1 pseudogene is annotated in these 253 nt (G+C 73.9%); it reads right to left on the reverse strand.

Annotated elements, in window-relative coordinates:
- Positions 1–245: pseudogene (locus AOK08_RS40110) on the reverse strand (hypothetical protein); the annotation flags it as partial.
- Positions 246–253: the final 8 nt, after the last annotated feature.

The raw sequence follows: 253 nt of genomic DNA on the forward strand, positions 1-253 counted from the left end.
TCGCGGGACGCGGTGTCGTCGTACCAGGGCGAGGGGGAGGGGGACGGCGAGGGGGACGGCGAGGGCGACTGTGCCGGTGCGGGTGCGGGTACCTGCGCCGGTGCCGGTGAGGGCAGGTCGGCCGGGAGGAAGTCGTACATGGCTTCCAACCGGTACGGGTCGCGCGCCTCGTACGTTCCGCTCGCCCCGTGGGGACCGCCGGCCTCGTACGGGTCGCTCGCCTCGTAGGCGTCGTCATCGGTCACGGTCCCGT

The sequence above is a fragment of the Streptomyces graminilatus genome (assembly GCF_001418565.1).
Classification (GTDB): Bacteria; Actinomycetota; Actinomycetes; order Streptomycetales; family Streptomycetaceae; genus Streptomyces; species Streptomyces graminilatus.